This window comes from Dysgonomonas hofstadii, assembly GCF_014196915.1.
Taxonomy (GTDB): domain Bacteria; phylum Bacteroidota; class Bacteroidia; order Bacteroidales; family Dysgonomonadaceae; genus Dysgonomonas; species Dysgonomonas hofstadii.
Window position 1 is genome coordinate 293,214 of the sequence record NZ_JACIEP010000004.1, and the last position, 20,593, is coordinate 313,806.

Here is a 20,593-nt window from a genome sequence, read left to right on the forward strand (position 1 = left end):
AATGCTGGTATTATGCTTCTTCTGTTTTGCTAAAAATTCTCCTTTTTGTAGATTTTTATAATTTTTGACAGGGACTTCTCCCGAAGTTTTTTATCACGCTCTGAGGCTGAAAAATGCCATGCTTCTTTACGTAGCTTCAGGTAGCTTTCATAAACACAACTGTCCAGCAATCCATTTTCTACTGCTTCAATTACGGCGCATCCGGGTTCGTTGGTGTGTGTACAGTCCACATAATGACACGATTCCTCCAGATCCGAAATGTGCATGATGGATGATAAGGTGTCCGGATCGACCGAAGTAATTCCGAATTCACGCATGCCCGGAGTATCTATCAATACTCCTGAGTGATCCATCAAGATCATTTCACGCCGGGTTGAAGTATGGCGGCCCTTTCCGGTAGAATCACTGATAGAAGATGTATCCAGTATCGTTTTCCCGCATAAGGCGTTTACAAGTGTACTCTTTCCAACTCCTGAAGAGCCTGTGAATACAATAGTTTCACCTTCTTTGATGTAATTACGTAAGGTGTCTATCGTATCGGGAGTATGCATACTTGTTACGAAAACAGGCATTTTATCGGACAGGTGTTTCAACGAATCGGAAACCGATTTCTCATCGTAACCCAGATCGGCTTTTGTGAGAATAAGCACAGGCGTTATCCCTTCGTTAAGAATCTGAACCATAAAACGCTCTATCCGGCGCACATTGAAATTATCATCCAGGCTTTGTACAATAAAAGCCTTGTCTACATGAACGGCTATTGCTTGCAGTTGTGCTACAGTACCACTTTTCTTTCTATATAAAGCTTTTTTTCTGGGCAGGATATCGAATATTATACCGTTGTTATGATCTGTCGGTTGAAAAATAACCCAGTCTCCGGTACAGGGATATTCTTCAGGAGATCTTCCATATAGCATATTTCCTGATAATTCACATTGAAACGTACCTTCTTCCGAAATTACTTCATAGCATGTCCTGTGTACAACTGATACACGGCCATGGGGAAAATGATTAAATTGTGATGATTGTTTTTGCTGGAATAATGTTGTATTCCATCCGTATAATGACAGATTATTCATTGTCGTAAAAATTTAATGATTGAAATAATAGTAATTAGAATAGTATCCGTACAGTTTTAATCCCACATGAAAACAAGCTTATCTTAAATATATAAGCTGAGTTATGAAAAACAAAACTGACGGAATCAAGCAATTATTCCGCTCATTAAATAGTTGTAAATGAATATTTTTGTCATAGGCTGCAAAGATACAAAATATTCTTTAATATATAAAATTTTGTATAGAAAGGATCTCTTACAGTAACTGTAATGCTATTTCCGCACAGGCCTCGGCATCGGCTAATGCATTATGGTGGTGGGTAAGATTGTATCCGCAATCTCCGGCAACAGTATGTAACTGATGATTGGGTAAATGTTTTAGCTGGCGTCTCGATTCGGCTAAAGTACAGTAGAAGATATAACCGGGATAATCCATCTGATAGGTTTTGAATACTGCTTTCAGACAAGCTTCGTCGAAGCCTTTATTATGAGCGACCAGAGGCAGGCTGTCTATAAGAGGCTCTATTTGCTGCCATACTTTCGAAAATACCGGTTCGTTTACAGTGTCCTCATAGGTCAATCCATGTACACAGCTGTTGCCATAACGATAGTAGTTTGGCTCTGGCTGGATAAGGCTATAGAAGCGGTCTGAGATTATACCATTTCTGACAACAACAAGCCCAACACTACAAATACTTGATGGTTGCTCGTTAGCTGTTTCAAAATCTATGGCGGCAAAATCACGGAGCATTTATTTAGTTCAATTATATGATGTTTATGAGGATAGATGTAAAGATATAAAAGAAAGAAGATTTATACTATAAGTGATGTTGTAAAATATTTTTGTCGACGAAAAATATAGGTTCGTCGCAAAAGTAGTCAGTTTGGTCTCATAAAAAAATAAGGTTCGTTAAGCTCGTGTACATTCGCATTATGAATAAGAAAAATAATAGTACAATTGAATTAATACACGAAATTATGCAACAGAAAACTAACATTATTCTATTTTTTATTTGCCTGTTTTGTTTTATAAACGTTTCGGCACAAGATAACCGTCCGCGACAGACTATTAAAGGTATAGTTATAGACAAAGCTTCAGGGGTTCCATTACCATCTGTAACTATCGGATTGCTGGATATGCCGCAGATGGGAACGATTACCGATGACAATGGACGATTCTCTTTAGCAGGGGTGCCGGTAGGACGCCACGATTTGCAGGCCACATCGGTGGGTTACGAAACTTCTGTTTTCCGTGAAATAATGGTGACCTCGGCCAAAGAGATCAATCTGGAAATACAACTTAAAGAAAACACACATGAATTGGGCGAGGTTGTGGTTGTTAGTCAGACCAACAAAGACCAACCGCTTAATAAGATGGCACTGTCCGGTGGCCGTATGCTTAGTGTGGAAGAAGCAAGGCGTTATGCCGGAGGGATGGACGATCCTGCCCGACTGGCCAGTTCATTTGCCGGGGTATCACCAAGTGCAGGCGATAATGGAATATCTATTCATGGGAATGCACCTCATCTGTTGCAATGGAGGCTGGAGGACGTGGAAATTCCGAATCCTAACCATTTCGCCGATATTTCTGTTTTGGGTGGAGGAGTGCTTTCGTCATTGAGCAGTAATATATTAGGTAATTCTGATTTTTTTACAGGAGCTTTCCCTGCCGAATATGGTAATGCGGTATCAGGCGTATTCGATATGAAAATGAGGAATGGTAATAATCAAAAATACGAGCATACTTTTCAGGCCGGTATTTTAGGTCTTGATTTTGCATCGGAAGGACCTTTCAGTAAGAAGCATAATGCGTCTTATATATTTAACTACCGTTATTCTACAACATCTTTATTGGGTAAACTCGGAGGGAGTGTAGATAATGGTTCTAAGATTGATTATCAGGATCTTAATTTTAAATTGAATTTTCCTACAAAAAAGGCAGGAGTGTTCTCTGTGTGGGCTACAGCTCTGATAGATAAATATAAACAGAGTCCGGAAAAAGATATGGAAAAATGGGAAACTATTGACGACCGGCAACTCTCTAAAGCAGACCAGACGGTGGCGGCAGTAGGTATTACTCATCGCTATTTCTTTGGCGACGATACACAATGGAAGACATCCCTGGCAACTACTTATTCAAAATATAAGCTGAGTATGGATATTGAGGATTATTCCCGGAATATGACTCCTTATCTGGCTTCGAACAGTAAATCCACGAATCTGATATTTAAGACTTCGTTCAATAAGAAATTCAGTTCCCGTTTTACGAATATGACGGGTCTCACATATACCAAATTATTCTACAATATGGATATGGATATGTCAGCGCATGAAGGATATCCTTTAGAGAATATTTCGAAAGGAGATGGAAATACAGATTTGATTTCCGCGTATAATTCTTCTTTGATCGGACTAAGTGATAAGGTGAGTTTAAGTGTAGGTGTAAATGCTCAGGTAATGACTCTGAATAAAGAATGGACTGTAGAGCCCCGGGCTGCATTACGTTGGCAGGCATCACAGAAAAGTGCTTTTGCTATAGCTTACGGATTATACAGCCGCATGGAGAAAATGGATGTTTATTTTGTAAAGACTAAAGGGACAGGCGAGACTGCAAACAAGAAACTGGGATTCACCAAGTCGCACAATTTCATGCTGACTTACGATTATAAGATCAGCGATGATATGCGTCTAAAGATAGAACCATTCGCCCAATTCCTGTTCGATGTACCTGTGATGGCAGACAGTTCGTATTCGGTGCTCAACCGTAAAGAGTTCTGGGTAGAAGACCCGTTGGTAAATAAAGGTAAGGGACGGAATATAGGTATAGACATCACTTTCGAAAGATATCTGACTAAAGGTCTTTATTATATGATCACCGCATCTTTGTTCGATTCAAGATACTGCGGAGGCGATGGTGTGTGGCACAATACCAGATATAACCGTAATTATATCGTGAACGGACTGATCGGAAAAGAATGGATGATAGGACGGAATAAGCAAAATGTGTTGAGTGTAAACCTCAAGCTAACATTGCAGGGAGGAGATCGTTATGCTCCAATAGATGAGCAGGCAACAATGAATGATCCTGACAAGGAAGTGCAATATGATGAGACAAAAGCTTACTCCAAACAACTTTCCCCAATGCTTCTTGGTAATTATTCCATTAGTTATAAGATGAATAAAAAGAAGGTGTCGCATGAATTTGCTATTCAGGGTATAAATGCGACAGGCTATAAAGAGTTTCACGGGCATGTTTATAATACAAAAAAGGATGTTATAGAGCCGTACAGGTCTTCAATGACTTTAACGAACGTGAGCTATAAAATCCAATTTTGATAATCAGGGTAGAATAACTGCACACAGAACAAAAATTATTAATCACTGTGTGCAGTTATCGGAAATGTGTATCTTCGGCTAATTTTAAATGTTTATGGAACAACAATCCTTTATCCGCGATTTTTTATTATCACCACGGTTTAGAATCTGGAGATATTTATCTCTGTTTCTTTTCTTTATAATTATATCTGTAAACCAATCGATAGTAAGATATCGCGAAATACTGACGGTGTTAGGGAATAAGGTTTATATAATAACGGCTTTGACAATATTAACATACACGGTTGTCTTTTATATCACACTGCGTGTATTCGTCTCGAAGTATCTGTTGTCTGCCAAATACGTTCAGTTTGTAATCTCTATTTTTGTAACTGCCGCTATTTTCGAAATAATACCTCTTACCACATTCGGTTTGTATATTGAAGATTACGACTATTTTTCAAGAATCAATATTGTAGATACTATATCTTCTTATATTATATATCTGCTATGTATTTCGGGAGTAATCATTCCTGTATTTCTCAGAAACTGGATCATATCGAGACAGCGGGTCGATCAGTTGGAGAAAAAGCGTATGTTCTCGGAAGTAGAACAGCTTAAAGAACAGATAAACCCGTCATCTTTTTTTAAGACGTTGAACGAAACGAGCGTCTTGATAAAATCTGATCCCAACAAAGCATCGATGATGTTGATGAAATTGAGCCAGTTGCTTCGCTACCAATTATACGATTGCAACAGAGAGACTGTTTTGCTCAGATCCGAAATTTCTTTCCTGCAAAATTATCTTGAATTGGAGCGTTTGTATTCTTCGAAGTTTAATTATAAGATGACGGAGAATAATATAAATACTGTTTTTATAGCATCTTCCATCTTATTGCCATATGTGCAAAGTGTGGTTAATGTGATAGAGAACCAGGACGAACCTACGGTTCTTGATATTTATATTTCTAATGAGCAAACACATATTAATGTTGATCTGAAGTTAACAGGTATTTATGATGAATTTCTCTTAAATAACGAATTGTCGAAAGTGAAGGAGAGATTAGAAACCCTGTATAAAGATCATTTTCGGTTATCTGTTACTACTAGTGAATCAGCTGATAATACGGCAATAAGTTTAGGACTGGATAAAGAATAAGATATGCGTCAAAACAATCATAATATTTTAATAGAACTATTAGTTTCTCCTCGTTACAGAATAGTAAGGCATCTCACTTTATTTATTTTTGTCCTGTTTGTAGCCATGAATTTTGTCGGATTTATGGAAGAGGATGGCGTGGAAATTTCTACACCTTTAATGTTTATAGGAATCACTTTTTTCATTATAGTCTTTATGGGAGGCAATTATTTAAATATTTATATATTAACTCCCAGATTCTTGCTGAAAAATAAATTCCTTCAATACTTTTTGAGTTTATTCGGGTTGGTTATAATAATAATGGCTATTATCACTCTGATCCCATCGCTTATTATTGAGGTGGGAAATCAGCCATCTGCCAATCCTGATCCTGTAAAGGCAGTTGTGAGTGTTGTATCGTCAACCCTGTCTTTCCTGTTTTTCTTTGCAGGTTCTACCTCCTTTGTCTTATTCAAGCATTGGATTTTAGATATGCGGCGGGCTAAGGAACTGGAGTCGGCTACGATGCAGTTGGAACTGAAAATGTTGGAGAATCAGATCAATCCCCATTTCCTTTTCAATATGCTTAACAATGCCAATATTATGATAAAAAAAGATCCCGATATGGCGTTGCATATTATAAATAAACTGGAAGAAATGCTGCGTTACCAGATGGATGAAAGCGGGCGGGAAAAAGTATCTCTGAAAGAAGAAATATTATTCCTTTCCGATTTTCTCGAATTGGAAAAAACGCGCAGGGATCGCTTTGATTATTCAATATCAGTGGAAGGAAACCAGGATAATATTCAGATACCGCCTTTGTTATTTATCACGTTTGTAGAGAATGCAGTTAAGCATAATCTGGATGGATACGCGGCATCGTATGTAAACATATCATTTGAAATAACAAAAAAGAGTTTGGTGTTCATTTGCGAAAATTCTATACCGCAACAAGTTACAGTAAAAGAAACCGGAGGAATAGGCCTTGCAAATATTAAACGCAGATTGAATTTATTATATGACAATAACTATTCTCTGGAACAAACTAAGACAGATAGCATTTATACCATAAAACTAGAATTGAAATTATGAAATGCATAATTGTAGACGATGAACCCATTGCCCGTGAAGGAATAAAATTGCTGGTGGAAGAAATCTCCCAGTTGGAGCTGATGAACTGTTTTAACAATGCGGAAACGGCATCTGACTATATTGATAAGACCAGTGTCGATCTGATCTTTCTGGATATTAATATGCCCGGGATCAATGGTATAGAGTTTGCCCGTAGTATACCGAAGCATACACTGATTATTTTCACAACGGCTTATTCCCAATATGCGTTAGATAGTTACGAAGTCGATGCCATCGACTATCTGGTAAAACCCATCGACTCGGTAAAGTTCCGTAAGGCTGTCAATAAGGCGATCGTGTACCATTCTCTTTTGCTAAATGAGGACAAAAAGAATGTAGATTCTGTGGAGGATGATTATATCTTTGTCAAGTCCGATCGGAAATACTTTAAAGTAAATCTGGAAGATATTCTATTCATTGAAGGTCTGAAAGATTATGTCATTATTCAGATGGAGAGCCAACGTATTATCACCCGTATGAGCTTGAAGTCCATTTATGAATTGTTACCTGCAAGCATATTCTTCCGGATCAACAAATCATATATAGTCAATAAGAATCGTATCGAATCTTTCGACAATAACGATGTATTTATCAAAACATACGAAATTGCTATCGGCAACTCCTTCCGGGACGATTTTTTCAGGGACTTTACTAATAATAAATCCCTTTGATATAATAATATACTGGTTTATATGTTAAATTAAGAGTCTGTTTCACTTTTTGCATACATATAAGCTTGACCAGAAAATGAATATTCGAATAGCTCTTCCTCTTTAAAGAATCGTTTGATTTCAGATATAGCCGATTCAGCGGAATCGGAAGCATGAACAATATTTTCCTGAACACTCATTGAGAAATCACCCCTGATAGTGCCCGGAAGCGCTTCACGTCCGTTTGTAGAGCCGATCATATTCCTCACTACTTTGGCGGCGTCTATGCCTTCCCAGCATTGCACGATCACAGGGCAGCTTTTCATTGAGTTTTTGATCTCTGCGAAGAAAGGTTTATCTTTCAGGTGAGCATAATGAATGTCAAGGATATCATCATCCAGTTTCATCATTTTCATGCCTGCCAGTTGGAGACCTTTTTGTTCGAAGCGTTTGATTATTTCACCGATTAATCTTCTTTGTATAGCTGAAGGTTTTAATATCAAGAGAGTTCTTTCCATATTCAATAAGAAATAGTATTACTATTGCAAAGTTGGATAATAATCGGATGTTTCTTATGCTCTTATTGTCTGTAAAAATGTTCCGATCTTCGTTATGCCCGTTTATCAAGGTAAAAAGGCGACAATTAGGACATTTTGTTAGACTACTAGGACGTGACAAATCGAACCAATCTTCAGACCTTTGTAAAACCTGATTGGCAACATCTTTTATCCTTTCAGAAATCTAAAGAATGAAATCGATAGTATATATATATTTGCTGTTACTGTTTTCAAATACAGTTGTAGCACAGACTATAGAGGGATTGATAACCGATACATCCGGAAAACCTTTGGATGCGGTAACTGTTATCATACCCTTATTAAATCAGGGATTAATCACAAACGCAGAAGGGCGGTTTAAAGTAAAAGTCAATCCCGGGAATTATACATTAATATGCAGACATCCAGGTTATAAGGACGTGCAATTTACAATAGTCGCTGGCTCAGATAACCGGGTTGAAGAATTCGTTCTTAAAAAAGATACTCTACATACTGGTTTAAAAGATATCTCACAAACAAAATTAGCTGAAGCAATAATCAGGGAGAGTATCATAAAGGCTCCGTCTTATTTTGATGCGGTAAAATGGTATGAGTCTGAAAATTATCAGACCGGGATATTAACACTTAAAAATGTTCACTCTTTAATAGATAATGCAAGCTACAGGTTTGGTAAGGTTCATGTGTCTGAATTTAAGGATAAAGCGCTCTTTCAGGAGATCTATTATAAAACAGAATTCATATTCCCTGACTTTTATAAAACAACAGTTGATGGTATAAACGGTAGCATTCCCGGTAATTTCACGGATAAAGGGGCTATGGATATACAAAATGGTTCTATTTATGCGAACAGATTCGGAAACTTTATATCTCCTCTGAGTCATAATGCGTTCAGGTTCTATAAGTTCAGATATATTGGCTATTACAATAATGAAGGAAATGTATATCATAGAATACGGATAGAGCCAAAAGTAAAAGATCCGGAACTTCTGAGCGGAGATCTTTACATCGAAGAAAGCTCATGGAAAGTGTATTTTGCCGTGCTAAAGAGTGAATCTCAAGGACTGGAAACAACAACCTCAATCTCTTATCATGATTTCGGGGATGATATTTCATTGCCGGTTTCTTATTTCAGTGATGTGAAATTCAATTTGTTATTGTCCAAAGGAATAATACGCTACTACACAGCAGTAAAATATGATAATATATCAAGATCAGAGATTGAACTAGACCTGCCTGAAGACGAAGAACCGGTGAAAAAACAAGTATTGACTAATGAATTAGCCAGTAAAAGAGAAGATGCATTCTGGGATAATCACAGATTGCAACCGTTAATAAAGGATTCCACATATCAAATGATTAGTGTACCTGACAGAACTCATATAAATTTCTCTAAATTCTGGTTGGGCAAAGTAATGCTGGGTGATTATATAGCCGGAAATGACACCACACGTTTTTCCCTGAAATATAATGGCGTGAAATATATATTCCGTGATTATAATTATGTGGATGGATTCTGGCTGGGAAATAAATTCGATCTGAAATACGATATAAATGGGAAAACAAATATAGAAGCTTATCCTTATATTTATTATGTGACCGGAAGAAACCGTATTCTGGGAGGGAGTGATATCACTTACAATTACAACAGAAGACGAAGAGGGCAATTGGCTCTTAACTTTGGTTCCCGATCCGACGATTTCAATAATCTGTCGCTTACCCGTTACCAAAATTATTTTGCTTCGCTGGTATTCGGAGAAAACTACAATTTCTTTTACCAGCGTGATTTCATAAATGTCAGCAACAGTATCCATCTCAATAAAAAGATAAAGGTGGCCGCTTCTATCGGAGCAGAAAAAAGATCAGGATTATCGAATCATACCGATTTTAATATTTTGGGGCGTAATCGTATAAAAGATAATATTTTCCCGAATGACCGCTTCGACAGAACGTATTACTCGGTTGGTGTTTCGTACTCTCCCAATTCATACTATTCTATAACAGAGGCTCTGGATATGTATGAGAAGAAGGTTACTCCGGTTCTCAGTATTGAATATCAGGAGGCTTTTTCTTCATGGCAAACAAATAATTCCACATACAAAAAACTGAAAGGAGGTTTTTCTCATAACATAGAATTGGACTATTTTAACTGGATCGACTATAAAGTAGAAGGAGGAGTATTCTTTGATAAAGGAGCCAATATGCACTTCACCGATTATCAGCATTTCGGAGCTTCGGATTTGTTACTCAATCTGAATTCGCTGTTTGATTCGTTTCTGTTGCTTGATAATTACGAATTACAAACAAACAGGTACTGGGTTAATCTGTTTCTTAACTATTCCGGAAAGTATGTTCTGATGAAGTATATCCCGTTTTTACAAGGAAAACCTTTTACTGAAAATATTCATCTGAAAACCTTGTTTACTCCTGATATTAAATCGTATGTGGAAACCGGTTATTCTATTTCCTTCAACCGCCATTTCGGTATTGGCACATTTGTGTCATTCCATAATGCGAAGACTAAGAAGATTGGAATTCGGTTCTCACTAAACCTGAGAGCTTTCAAATTCACTTAAATATGTGGACCGGTGATTAAACCTGTATTTTTTTTTGAAAACTTTATCAATGAATAAATAGTAGTCAGCAGTCAGTAAAGATGATTTTTTAATGAAGAATATCGAAAATAAAATATGTAAGAAACAACGTTCAGCGGAACGTAGAGTAGCTAATTGGCTCCGCTTTGCTCTGCCGAACGTTGTTTGTCCGGTTTTAGTAAAAAGCTAATAGCTAATAGCTAAAAATATGCGTCAACTTTGTCAACTTTTTAGGACTTTAACAATTGTACAAAACAATAAAGAATGAAGATAGATTTTAAAAGAGTATTATTCATAATACTATGTATACTTTTCTTTGATAACACTACTGCTCAAAATAGGGAAATTAGTGATAGCCTGGATCTTGTGATCCAAAGGCATCTCGATAAGACTCCCTTTTACAAAAGGGATCAATTGAATATCGATGAAGAAGATATTGTTAAGTTTGTTGATGCCAGGCCGGCTTTCGGGGTGTATAGAGATACATATTTTACTACCGGAGTTCCCTTGAACCGCACTATAGATAAGAACACAGCAGATGTATTATTCCAGATAAGTGTCAGGCACAGGTTGACCAGAAGCCGTTTACCTTTCAATACTTTCCTTTATCTGACTTACACCCAGAAGTCGTTTTGGAACCTGTATGCGGAATCTGCTCCGTTCCGTGATACCAATTATAATCCGGCTCTGGGTCTGGGGAAATATATCATTCATAACAATACGCTTAAAGGAGCCACCTTTTTTCAGATAGAACACGAATCGAACGGAAAAGATGGGGACGATTCAAGGAGCTGGAATATGATCAGTTTCTCGATGAGGTATTTTTTTAATCTGCAACTTGCCTTCGGTGGCAGAGCCTGGATTCCGATAGTTGATGGATCTAAAAATAAAGACTTGGTGGATTATCGGGGAATCGGTTGCCTGACAGCTGAATACATTACCAAAGATCAGAAGTGGTGGTTGACAGCAGAGCTGAATCCGAGAAAAGGCTTCGGAAATATAAATACTGTGTTTACAGCCGGATTTAAAGTATCAAAGAATCAGAATCAATATATCTATGCACGGTTTTATAATGGAATAGGGGACAGCCTGCTGGATTATAACAGGTATGATATGAACATCCGTCTCGGTTTCTGTATTAAACCGGATTTTGGAAGTATATTTTAATAATTAAATCTGATATGCCATGAAAGTAGCCATTTTTGTTAAAGATGAAAAAATCAGTTCTATCAGTCCGGATGCTTTCTATGTGTTGGTTTTCACTCTCAATGAGGACATTATCATTGGTTTGGAGATTGAAAATTTTTATAATAATAACATCGGTTACATCTCCGTATGGCTTTTAAATAGAAAAGTAAATGTGGTCTTTATGGAATCTGCAGAAGATGGTATCAGATATTATTTCTCTCAGATGAACATCGAAGTCCGGTCATTCGATGATCTGAAGAAAAATCATATTTTCAGAGCTTTTTTAATGTAGTTGATTCTTTTTATAGGGGGGATTAGATCCCAGTTTCAGTTTATAACTAAAATCCACATATACTTGTATATACGCTTAATTTATTCTCAGGAGCTACTGCTTCTTTATCGGGATTCGAGGAAACAGCTTGCGGAAACGAACCAGGGAGGTTTTTATATTGCTGCCTGCAATAATAAGTGTTACAGCCAGAATGATAAGTATAATCCCCGAAATGATACGTAGAGTGAGTGCTTCACCAAAGGCCATCACTCCGAAGAATACGGCTGTTACAGGTTCCAGTGCGCCGAGTATAGCAGTCGGTGTAGAGCCTATATATTGAATTGCACTTGTCGTACAAAGAAATGATATAACTGTCGGGAAAATGGCTAATGCCAGAAGATTAAACCATAAATACCATTTCTCCGGTATTATCAGGCTTATTCCGAAATCGACACGTACCAGAAATAGGGAAAGGCCGAACAGCAGAACATAAAAAGTAATGTTTAGTGTTGCAACGTCTTTTAGGAAAGGACGATTGACTCCTACAATATAGATGGCATACGATAAGGCTGAAGCCATAACCAACAAGGTTCCTGCGAGGCTTAGTGTGGAACCATCACCACTCTTGAAGAGCAAGCCAATCCCACTCAATGCCATTAGGATGCAAAATACAGTCAGCAAAGTTACTTTTTCACAAAAAACAACAACCATAATCAAAGCTACCATGATGGGGTAGACAAATAGCAGGGTTGATGCTATTCCGGCCTCCATAAAATTGTAACTTTGGAAAAGGGTAAGAGAAGAAAGAGAGACCAGAAGTCCCATAATAATCAATGGGAATATTTCCTTCCGTTTTATTTTAAAGTCACGTCCACGCGCCTTAATCATAATTCCCAGGATGGGAATTGCTAAAAGATAGCGGAAAAACAATACGGAATCGGCATTCATTCCCGACTGGTATAACGGAAGTGCGAACAGGGGATTCATACCGTATGTGGCAGCAGCTGTAGCAGCCAATAAATACCCTTTCGCTTTTCCGTTCATATCCTTAAATCATTAATTAAACGGATGCAAAAGTACAATAATATTAAGTATAGAAATATCCCGGAACAACTCTTTTTATCAAGCTTAGAGAATATAGCTATAAAAATTGAAGAGATTATAGTTTGTCAACCATTTTTATTAGTAAGAGTAATTCTTACCGCATTCATACCTTTTGGGCCGCGCTCCAATTCGAATGTTACCATATTTCCTTCTGTAATAGAGGCTGGCGCACTGCTAACATGGAAAAAATATTTGTCAGTACTTCCTGTATGTTTAATAAAGCCATATCCTTTATCCGGATTAAAATATTCTACTCTTCCATTCAATACAGGGTCTTCGATATCCTCTTTCTTCGGAGTAGATATTGCAATATCTTCTATATCGACTTTTTGCTTATTTGCACCATCAGGAGGGGTGCTTGTAATAACGCCATTTTCATCGACATACGCAATCATATCCTCAAAGGATGTATTACCCCCATTTGCTTTCCGCTCTTCTTTGCGCTTTAGCTTTTCTTGTCTTTTCTGTTCTTTTTTCTTTTCTAATTCTCTTTTGTTAAATGATATAGCCATTGGCACTGTTGTGTTTTTAGTTTTTAATTTTTTTATATTCTTGCTAATTCCGAGTTTCAAAGTTTATGCAGGAACTGCTGCGGTATTCAACTTTTTTCCTGTTAGTTTCTGTATGTCTTTGACCATCGGGTATTCTTCGCTGGAACAAAATGTGAGTGCTGTTCCGCTATGTCCGGCACGACCCGTGCGGCCGATGCGATGGACATAAGTCTCGGCTACATCGGGGAGGTCATAGTTGATAACCAGTTCCAGATTGACAATGTCTATGCCCCTTGCTGCAATGTCCGTAGCTATGATTACACGTGTTTTTCCCGATTTGAAATTGGTAAGGGCCCGTTGCCTTGCATTTTGGCTTTTGTTTCCGTGAATAGCTTCACATCCGATTCCTTTCTTATTCAAAACCCGTGCAATTTTATCAGCTCCGTGTTTTGTGCGGGAGAAGACGAGTACTGTTTTATCTTTTTCTTTACCCAGAATATCTATAAGGAGTTCACTCTTCTGAGGCTTTTCAACAAAATATAAACGTTGATCTATAATATCGACAACGGATGATACAGGGGCAACTTCTACTCTAACAGGTTTGTAGAGTATTGTTTTCGACAATGTTGATATTACATCGGGCATAGTCGCTGAGAAAAACAGCGTTTGTTTCCGCTTGGGTAACAATGGCAGTAAACGTTTGATGTCATGTATAAAACCCATATCAAGCATACGGTCGGCTTCGTCGAGGACAAAGTGGCGGATGTAATTGAGGGTGATATGTTTCTGAGAGATCAAATCCAATAAACGTCCCGGAGTTGCAATCAGGATGTCGACTCCCTGCTTTAATCTATCTACCTGAGGTTTTTGATTTACCCCTCCGAATATTACAGCATGGCGCAAACCTGTATATTTGGCATAATCACTGAAGCATTCTTCAATCTGGATAGCCAGTTCCCGTGTGGGGGTAAGGACCAATGCCTTTATTTCCCGTTTCTTATCAGCAGTTTTGTTTTGATATAGCTGTTGAATGATAGGTATTGCAAAAGCAGCGGTCTTGCCCGTTCCTGTTTGAGCCAGTCCTAGTAAATCATTTTTGTTCAACGCTGAAGGTATAGCTTGTTCTTGTATTGGAGTAGGATTTTCGTATCCTTTTTCGTTAAGAGCCCTCAATACCGGCTCTATAATTCTTAGTTCTTTAAATGTCATTAATTAAATAATAATCCGGCTGCTGTACCAGCAGTCATTTTAAGTTTATAAATTACAGATTGTGAGGGAAAAACTATTAAGGTAAGACCGACACTAAAATGTCTTAAAGCACAAAGGTAGTTATTATTATTTAATTATCAGAAGGATCTGAGCGAAACATTATATTTGAGGATCTAGCAATTAAATATTAGTTGAAAATAATTTCAATTTGGCTTTTAACTTTTTCTCGGAATTATATTTTATTTTTCAGAGAAAGAAGGAATGTTTCCTTTGTTGAAACAAGAATGTTTGATCAATCATTTTCCCGCTTTCAACTTTGTAAAAACGCTGGTTGGTAGTAGCATTATCCAATCCGCCATACCTTTCAATATACGCCCCAAGCTTTATATAGTCGAAGTTCTCAATAAAAACACTCTCTGGCAATTTTATCCTTCCCGAATACCATCCTGTTTTTATATTGCCGGTTGATTTTTCGCGTACAAATACAGATAATCTTTCCACTTCTTCCGGATCAATATCTCCACCCATAAAGCAAATGCAAGTGACAGAGTTACCATATTTATCCAGTAAATGTTCGAGGACATATTCATCAAATACTTCTCCTATATCCTGTTGCAGATAAAGGCTGTGGCAACCCTTGCATCTGTTAGGGCAGTTGGAGAGGTTGACTGCAAGTGTCACCTCTCCCGGTATTTCCTGAAAAACGATATTATAATTGCTGTACTTTAGCATAATGCCTTTGTTTAGCCTCCTTTTGCCTGCTTTGTGAAAAATTGCTTACGCGTTTCATATAACCTATAATCCGGGTCAGATAATCGAGATTTTGACTTTTACAGGAAGGACACTCTTTCAGGTTATGCTTACTAATATGTCCGCAATTATTACAAACAGTATTCGGTATATTGAAAGTAAAATAATTGCAACCTTCCTTTGCTGCGACTTTCAGTAGGTGTATATATTGTTGTTTACTAAGGTGCTCATCCAGATTCATATGTAACGCCGAACCACCGGTGAGTCTGTCGATATACCTTCGTCCGTGCAGCCTGAATTTATCTATAATATTCAAAGATTCATCTTCAACAATATAGAAATAGCTATTATAACAGTCCCGCTTTACAATATATCCGGCTTCTTTATCCCATTTGGCATGTTTTACACCTACATTTTCTGCCGGAATCATTTCGCAGTTGAACATTACCTCTTTGCTGCGGTATCTTTTGTTAGCATCTTCAATGAGGCCTAGTACGTTACCCACAAATTCTTCATAGCGGGGATTGTCACTGATTTCAATACCAAGCGATTCGGCGGCTTCTACCAATCCATTAACTCCTATAGTAAGATATTGGCGGCTCATATTGATATAGCCTGCATCAAACAGAGGCAACATACCTTTCGATTGCATATATTTCAGGTTTTCATTATATGCCATCTGTACCTTATGTACAAGATCAATCACCTCTTCGAGGAAAAACTGGTATGTCATTCCTTTCCTTGTAGCATGCTGGATACAACGGTTCAGGTTAATGGTCAATACACTCTTCGATCCTGTAGAGACGCCTCCCGCCCCTAGAGTATAGCTAAATCCATTATCCTGGATTTCGTTACGGAGACGGCAGCAACTGCTGAGAGAGTCAGCATTGTCGCTAATATATGTAAAGAATGAGTGCCCTTCTGCGTACATTTCTGCTGTAAATTCACCATATTCCTTATCTTTTGGTTCTTCATTTTCTGTAAGTAGCGCCATTGTCTCTACCGGGAAAGTCAATACAGTGCGGGTACGCTCCTGATTAAACCATTTCATGAAAAGCTTTTGAAGCCAGTTGAGGGAATCCCAATGTGGTGCACTGCCATCAGGGAACACGAAGTTGCCGAAAAGACTCTCAAAGTAATATTTATCATAATAAGATATATTCCAGAAAACAGCCTGAAAGTTTCTTGCTCCGGTAGGCTGATTGATTGAATAGACGATTTGCTCAAAGTAGTCGTAGATCATTTTCTTCAATGTGCGCTGTTTGGTAGAAAGATCTACAACTCTATCCGCATTCAGATAGTAATCTTTCCCATATTCCAAACCTATAAAGTAATTCATATACATCAGGAATTCGGGTGTGGCACATGCCCCGCTAAGCATACTGGATACCATAAATACCATATTAATGAATCCTCCGCAAAAAGATTTAAGATTGGTAGGAGCCTTTGAATTTCCACCAATAGAATTTGTTCCTCCAATCAACCATGGATACATGGTGATACTGGCACAGTAATTAGCCAGACTTGTTTCATCATTTTTATAGATGTAGTGATTATTCAGTAATTGAATGTAACGGTCTGATAGTTCCTTGCCATACATTTCCTTCAAACGGTCGGTAAGCATTCTGCGATTGAGGCGGATAAAGTTTGATTTCGGTAATTCACCTATCAAGGTAGCCATATTCTTATTTTCAACATTTGCATTTGAGTCGTATTTGCTGCCTGATGCCGCATTTTGTGCATCGCAATACTCCATAAGAAAGTTCAGCTTATCCCTTACCTCCCTGTCTTCAAGGTGTTTTTGCCTGTAAAGCATAAAAGATTTGGCTACCATGTAATATCTTTCGGCCATCAGAGCGACTTCTACCTGATTTTGTATATCTTCAACGGTAGTACCGTTAGTAATACTTACACGGCTGAGTATATTTGTTATTACATCTTCAGTGGCAAAGCTTCCGACTGACAGGAATGCTTTAGCTACGGCATTCTTGATTTTTTCAAGAGAAAAAGGTTCTCTTTTTCCATCCCGTTTAACAATAAGTATCTCCATAAGTTGAATTATAAAATGATTTCAATTTATTGGGAGAATCGTTGCAGAAGCAGAAAGCAGGAAGGTTTTTTACATTTGTGAAGTAGCAATGTAAGTCATCCATCCTGTCGCTTTCACCCGAAGCTCCGGACTTTCCCTAAATACGGCAGGTCTTCTGACTTATTTCAGAGTTAGACGCCTTCCCATCTTTTTTGTTTCTGACAGTGGCGCGAATGTCTAATTCTTTTACGAAATTTACAGCTACGGGGATAGTTCAGGACTTGCACCTGATTCCCTTTTATCCGATTTTTGCCGGAACCGTATATGAAAACAAAGGTATGTTATTTATTTAATATAATCGTAAAAAGTTTATGATAATAATTTTGTGTTTTCGAGTGATTTCTCTGAAAATATTTTCATTTAATTGATTATTAATTTATTAAGTTTTTATATTTGTTGAAAAGTTTTCCAAAATGAAAATTGTAATAATCTTTTGATATCTTTGGTGAAACTTTTTGTTAAACAATATGCTCTCTGTAAAGAATTATTTTTCATATATACCGATAGTAGATTATATTGCAGATTATAGGGATGTTGATAAATTTATTGTTTTTTGCAAACAATGTAGCAAATATGGTAATTGTTGGGCTTGTCCTCCTTATGAATTTGACACAACCGACTATATATTGAAATATAACCGGGCTTATATTATCGGAACGAAAATCAATCTGTCGTACGATATTCGTAAAGCATCTAAGGATGCAGAAGAAAGCAAATTGACAGGGGCTAATATTATAACTGATGTACGGAAAGTATTGGATGAACAACTTTTAAAAATAGAAGCGGATATCCCGAATAGTAAAGCTTTTTTTGCCGGAACTTGCCACATATGTGAGCCGGAAGGGTGTATGCGCATTCAAAATGAACCTTGCCGTTATCCTGATAAAATCCGTCACTCACTGGAGTCTATAGGTTTTGATATTGGCAAAACAACTGAAGAATTGTTAAATATAAAACTGAAATGGAGTAATGATGGTTTTTTACCCGAATACCTGACATTAGTGAGCGGCTTATTTACAAATAGCAGAGTGGATAATCTGGAGGATTATTTTACCTGAAGATTTATGCCATTAACCATCTGTATTCTAGTATTATAGAATGGTTGTTCTGGGGAATTAAGGTTTTGAAGTCTTGTAAGGGGTGAACTCATATTTGGTATTAATTTGTCGTTCAATTCCCTTACAAGACTTATTCCTGATTTTATATTTTATGTATTAATTCTCTCTTACAATCCGGAGATAGGTATCCATTTCGCCGTACTTGTCGAAGATGTGCTGACTATAGCATCTTCTCCACCTTCGCTATCGGATATAGAGAAATTGACGAGAATCTCTCCTGATTTAATATTTAACTTAGAACGAGGTATGGCTATTTCTGTAATATAACCACTCTTATCATTTTTATTGTTCTCGTATTTTACTTTTCCGGATACACCCAAATCAGTATTTGTCCAGCTACTACCGTTATAGACTTCGGAACTAACGATTCCATCATATGATACCTTTATCCGGCAAGCTTCGCTGGTTAGTTTATTGTCTCCTGTAACTGGATTCAGATAAATCGCAGCATAGTCTTCTTTTGCTATTGATTTGTCGAGGACTTCGACCAGAAAATATACATTATCTTTATCGAAAGAGCATCTGAGCGTAGCTTGTGCCTGCGATTTTCCGCCGACAAAAAGCGCGTGGTCGGTATCTGTCCATTCCGAGTTGGAGCCATCTATTACAACACTCCGGCTGGTAGCTGCAATGCGATGATTGAGGACGAACTGTGCCAACAAGATTGCTCCTTTTGAAGTATTAGGCATTACTCCGATGAGCTGATGGTCATTCATTACCTGCAACGACCCCCAGAAACCACCTGAAAACGGAACATAAGAGTCTCCGAAATTACGTGCCTTAGCATCACCCATTTTAAGGTTGAACTGATTGGACCGGTTATAGGAAAGGACTGTTTCTCCTGATGGAAATTGTACGAGATATGGTGCAGCACCTAAGAATACTTTGGTGTTACGGTCTTCCGGGCCAGCCTGGTCGGCTGTGAGATATGTCCATTCCCCATCTTCCCCAGAGTAGGCATAGGATATGTAATACTCATTTGCACTATTGGTGGTTTCCATAACGGCTGCCAGTTCGTTGCTCCCATTGAGTTTGATGACAGATGGCATTTGATCATTGAAATATGTTTTTCCATCTATTGTATGCTTCGATCGTATCACATAATAAGGATTGCTCCCCAAAAATGGAGTCCATGTCTGACCATTATCTTTGGAAACTATCATTGCTGTTCCTGTGTCTTTACCCTGAATGCCCGTTCGGTTGCTATCCGTAAAGTAGCAATGAATTTCGCCTGAAGGCAACTGTAAGAGGTATGGTTCCCAGTTGACTCCCTGAAAAATCTTGACAGGATCACTCCAGCTTGTCCCGTTATTTGTACTGCGCCTTAACATTATACCGGCATCAAGAGGGCGTTCCTTATAGCCATTGTTGGCTCTGTATGAAGCTACAGCTAGAATATCGCCATTGGACAGTACCACTGCATCGCATGTGGAAAAACGACACTCGTTTTCATCTCCGAAACTGTCTGTAATCTTATAAGTCGAAAATATTTTTCCTTTAGGACTCCATAGTTTAAGGTTTTGACTAATTGAGTAATCGCAGCCGGATCCAATTTGATTGTTATGAAAGAACATGATGTAGTTGCCGTTAGCCATTTTCTTCACCCGCGGGTAATGAGGGACGGTTACCCCAAGTGCTTTCTGGCCCAATTCCACATAGCTCCTGAAATTCATCTTTATTGACGAACGTGATGTGACATCGGCGTGTGAATTGATGGTAGAAGTTCCCTGATTGAGTTTTTCTATCGACGTAATATTTAAAGCACCGGGATTCGGGGTAGGAGTCTCATTATTATTGCCAGCATCCGGATTGTCATTATCACTATCGCCACAAGAGAAAAGAATACAACATATTGTTGCCGTTAAAAGTATTGATTTGAAAATCTTTCTCATAAATTTGTTGATTTTTATATGATTGCTCTTATTTGTTAAATA

The 20,593-nt window shown here is 37.8% G+C and carries 17 protein-coding genes and 1 riboswitch; of the genes, 8 read left to right on the forward strand and 9 right to left on the reverse strand.

Features of this window, described 5'->3' with window-relative positions:
• Positions 1-29: 29 nt before the first annotated feature.
• Both rsgA and GGR21_RS07135 read right to left on the reverse strand, forming a co-directional pair.
• Positions 30-1,079, reverse strand: a complete 1,050-nt coding sequence (rsgA, locus tag GGR21_RS07130; protein WP_183306512.1) for a ribosome small subunit-dependent GTPase A — start codon at positions 1,077-1,079, stop codon at positions 30-32.
• Between the two features lie 234 nt (positions 1,080-1,313).
• On the reverse strand, positions 1,314-1,808 hold the full coding sequence (locus tag GGR21_RS07135) for a 3'-5' exonuclease (RefSeq protein ID WP_183306513.1): 495 nt from the start codon (positions 1,806-1,808) through the stop codon (positions 1,314-1,316).
• Between the two features lie 227 nt (positions 1,809-2,035).
• On the opposite strand from GGR21_RS07135, the gene GGR21_RS07140 reads away from it, so the two are divergent.
• The 4 genes from GGR21_RS07140 (at position 2,036) to GGR21_RS07155 (ending at position 7,312) form a co-directional block, all read left to right on the forward strand.
• A complete protein-coding gene (locus GGR21_RS07140) occupies positions 2,036-4,393 on the forward strand; it encodes a TonB-dependent receptor (RefSeq protein WP_183306514.1) in 2,358 nt (785 codons plus the stop codon).
• A gap of 94 nt (positions 4,394-4,487) precedes the next feature.
• Positions 4,488-5,531: a sensor histidine kinase gene (locus tag GGR21_RS07145; protein WP_183306515.1), complete on the forward strand. Its 1,044-nt coding sequence runs from the start codon at positions 4,488-4,490 to the stop codon at positions 5,529-5,531.
• 3 nt (positions 5,532-5,534) lie between these two features.
• Positions 5,535-6,602 (forward strand): sensor histidine kinase, encoded by a 1,068-nt coding sequence (locus tag GGR21_RS07150; protein WP_183306516.1) that lies wholly within the window; start codon positions 5,535-5,537, stop codon positions 6,600-6,602.
• Positions 6,599-7,312 carry a LytR/AlgR family response regulator transcription factor gene (locus GGR21_RS07155; RefSeq protein WP_183306517.1) on the forward strand — a complete coding sequence of 238 codons (714 nt, stop codon included), beginning with the start codon at positions 6,599-6,601 and terminating at the stop codon, positions 7,310-7,312. The genes GGR21_RS07150 and GGR21_RS07155 overlap by 4 nt, the downstream gene beginning before the upstream one ends.
• Before the next feature lie 29 nt (positions 7,313-7,341).
• Here the strand turns inward: GGR21_RS07155 and ndk are convergent, their stop codons facing one another.
• Positions 7,342-7,809 (reverse strand): nucleoside-diphosphate kinase, encoded by a 468-nt coding sequence (gene ndk, locus GGR21_RS07160; protein ID WP_183306518.1) that lies wholly within the window; start codon positions 7,807-7,809, stop codon positions 7,342-7,344.
• Between the two features lie 230 nt (positions 7,810-8,039).
• On the opposite strand from ndk, the gene GGR21_RS07165 reads away from it, so the two are divergent.
• From GGR21_RS07165 to GGR21_RS07175, 3 genes are all read left to right on the forward strand, one after another.
• On the forward strand, positions 8,040-10,421 hold the full coding sequence (locus GGR21_RS07165) for a DUF5686 family protein (RefSeq protein WP_183306519.1): 2,382 nt from the start codon (positions 8,040-8,042) through the stop codon (positions 10,419-10,421).
• A gap of 282 nt (positions 10,422-10,703) precedes the next feature.
• The gene (locus GGR21_RS07170; RefSeq protein WP_183306520.1) at positions 10,704-11,606 is read left to right on the forward strand and encodes a phospholipase A; all 903 of its coding nucleotides are present in this window, start codon (positions 10,704-10,706) and stop codon (positions 11,604-11,606) included.
• Between the two features lie 19 nt (positions 11,607-11,625).
• Positions 11,626-11,919, forward strand: a complete 294-nt coding sequence (locus tag GGR21_RS07175) for a hypothetical protein (protein WP_183306521.1) — start codon at positions 11,626-11,628, stop codon at positions 11,917-11,919.
• Positions 11,920-12,012: 93 nt separating this feature from the next.
• On the opposite strand, the gene GGR21_RS07180 is transcribed toward GGR21_RS07175, so the two are convergent.
• The 5 genes from GGR21_RS07180 to nrdD all read right to left on the reverse strand — a co-directional run bounded on the left by GGR21_RS07180 (position 12,013) and on the right by nrdD (position 17,502).
• Entirely contained in the window at positions 12,013-12,942 is a 930-nt protein-coding gene (locus GGR21_RS07180) for a DMT family transporter (protein ID WP_183306522.1), read from the reverse strand.
• A gap of 125 nt (positions 12,943-13,067) precedes the next feature.
• Complete coding sequence (locus GGR21_RS07185) at positions 13,068-13,514, reverse strand: cold-shock protein (protein WP_221232955.1); 447 nt, start codon at positions 13,512-13,514, stop codon at positions 13,068-13,070.
• Positions 13,515-13,577: 63 nt separating this feature from the next.
• The gene (locus GGR21_RS07190) at positions 13,578-14,702 is read right to left on the reverse strand and encodes a DEAD/DEAH box helicase (protein ID WP_183306523.1); all 1,125 of its coding nucleotides are present in this window, start codon (positions 14,700-14,702) and stop codon (positions 13,578-13,580) included.
• Positions 14,703-14,948: 246 nt separating this feature from the next.
• Positions 14,949-15,434: an anaerobic ribonucleoside-triphosphate reductase activating protein gene (nrdG, locus tag GGR21_RS07195; protein WP_183306524.1), complete on the reverse strand. Its 486-nt coding sequence runs from the start codon at positions 15,432-15,434 to the stop codon at positions 14,949-14,951.
• A complete protein-coding gene (gene nrdD / locus GGR21_RS07200; protein WP_221232957.1) occupies positions 15,412-17,502 on the reverse strand; it encodes an anaerobic ribonucleoside-triphosphate reductase in 2,091 nt (696 codons plus the stop codon). The genes nrdG and nrdD overlap by 23 nt, the downstream gene beginning before the upstream one ends.
• A gap of 127 nt (positions 17,503-17,629) precedes the next feature.
• A riboswitch (cobalamin riboswitch) is annotated at positions 17,630-17,819 on the reverse strand.
• 189 nt (positions 17,820-18,008) lie between these two features.
• Here nrdD and GGR21_RS07205 point away from each other — a divergent pair.
• Positions 18,009-18,599, forward strand: coding sequence for a DUF2284 domain-containing protein (locus tag GGR21_RS07205; RefSeq protein ID WP_183306525.1), 591 nt, complete (start codon positions 18,009-18,011; stop codon positions 18,597-18,599).
• Positions 18,600-18,766: 167 nt separating this feature from the next.
• On the opposite strand, the gene GGR21_RS07210 is transcribed toward GGR21_RS07205, so the two are convergent.
• Positions 18,767-20,551, reverse strand: coding sequence for a sugar-binding protein (locus GGR21_RS07210; protein ID WP_183306526.1), 1,785 nt, complete (start codon positions 20,549-20,551; stop codon positions 18,767-18,769).
• Between the last annotated feature and the right edge of the window lie 42 nt (positions 20,552-20,593).